This is a genomic window from Kitasatospora putterlickiae (assembly GCF_039527695.1).
GTDB lineage: Bacteria > Actinomycetota > Actinomycetes > Streptomycetales > Streptomycetaceae > Kitasatospora > Kitasatospora putterlickiae.
Genome location: NZ_BAAAKJ010000035.1, coordinates 1,814 through 3,601, shown reverse-complemented (window position 1 = coordinate 3,601; position 1,788 = coordinate 1,814). Strand labels below are relative to the sequence as shown.

At 72.6% G+C, this 1,788-nt stretch carries 1 protein-coding gene; it reads left to right on the top strand.

The window, feature by feature from the left end:
- The first annotated feature begins 266 nt into the window (after window positions 1-266).
- Window positions 267-1,775, top strand: coding sequence for a GTPase HflX (hflX, locus tag ABD308_RS04335; protein ID WP_344325772.1), 1,509 nt, complete (start codon window positions 267-269; stop codon window positions 1,773-1,775).
- The last annotated feature ends 13 nt before the right edge of the window (window positions 1,776-1,788 follow it).

The window sequence follows — 1,788 nt, the reverse complement described above, 5'->3', positions numbered from 1 at the left end:
GCGGCCCGGGCCGTCCGCCGGCCGCCGCGGCGCCGTCCGGGGAAATGCGGATGACCGGCGAGCACCCGGCGTGCGACCATCGTGGGGAATTCACGGCCGGACCGCGGCGTTGAGCCGGGCGGAGGAATCTCAGCCCGGTCCGCGGCCCCGAGGGGTAGCTCACACCTCGCCCGAGTGGTAGACGGGGCGGCAGCTGGGCAGACTCCGGGCACGACCGTCCCGTGCGGTCGCGCACAGGCCACCCGTTCCAGCAGCCTAAGGACAGAATGACCTCCACGTTCGACACCCGCGACCACGCCGACGCCCCGCGCCGCCTCGACGGTCTGCGGGCGGAAGCCCTCATGGACGAGGACCTCGCGGCCATCGACGAGGACCGCGGCCACCACTTCGACGGCGACCAGTACGACCGCAGCGAGCGCGCCGCGCTCCGTCGCGTCGCCGGCCTCTCCACCGAACTCCAGGACGTCACCGAGGTCGAGTACCGCCAGCTCCGTCTGGAGCGCGTGGTGCTCGTCGGCGTCTGGACCGACGGCACGCTGGAGGAGGCGGAGAACTCGATGGCCGAGCTCGCCGCCCTGGCCGAGACGGCCGGCTCCGAGGTGCTGGACGGCGTCATCCAGCGCCGCGACAAGCCCGACGCGGCCACCTACATCGGCTCCGGCAAGGCGCAGGAGCTGCGCGACATCGTCGCCTCCACCGGGGCGGACACCGTGGTCTGCGACGGTGAGCTCACCCCGGGCCAGCTGATCCACCTGGAGGACGTGGTCAAGGTCAAGGTCGTCGACCGGACGGCCCTGATCCTGGACATCTTCGCCCAGCACGCCAAGTCCCGCGAGGGCAAGGCCCAGGTCTCGCTCGCGCAGATGCAGTACATGCTGCCGCGACTGCGCGGCTGGGGTCAGTCGCTCTCCCGGCAGATGGGTGGTGGCGGCTCCGGCTCGTCCGGCGGCGGCATGGCCACCCGTGGTCCCGGTGAGACCAAGATCGAGACCGACCGGCGCCGGATCCGCGAGAAGATGGCGAAGCTCCGCAAGGAGATCGCCGACATGAAGAAGGGCCGCGACACCAAGCGCCAGGAGCGCAGGCGCCACCAGGTGCCGTCGGTGGCCATCGCCGGCTACACCAACGCCGGCAAGTCCTCCCTGCTCAACCGGCTCACCGGCGCGGGCGTGCTGGTGGAGAACGCGCTGTTCGCCACCCTCGACCCGACCGTGCGCCGGGCGCAGACCCCGAGCGGCCGGGTCTACACCCTGGCCGACACCGTCGGCTTCGTCCGGCACCTGCCGCACCACCTGGTGGAGGCGTTCCGCTCCACCATGGAGGAGGTCGCCGACGCCGACCTCATCCTGCACGTGGTGGACGGCTCGCACCCCGAGCCGGAGACCCAGCTGGCCGCCGTCCGCGAGGTCGTCGTCTCGGTGGACGCGCAGAACGTGCCCGAGATCGTGGTGATCAACAAGGCCGACGCGGCCGACCCGCACGTGCTGCAGCGCCTGCTGCGCCGCGAGCCGCACGCCATCGTGGTGTCGGCCCGCACCGGCGCGGGCATCGACGAGCTGCTCAAGCTCATCGACGAGGAGCTGCCGCGCCCGGCCGTCGAGGTGCACGCGCTCGTCCCGTACACCCAGGGCGCGCTGGTGTCCCGGGTGCACGCCGAGGGCGAGCTGCTCGCCACCGAGCACACCGCCGAAGGCACCCTGCTGCACGCCAAGGTGCCGGCCGAGCTGGCCGCCGAGCTGGAGCACTTCGCGGTGGCGCTGACGCCGCGGAGCTGAACCGCAGGACGCG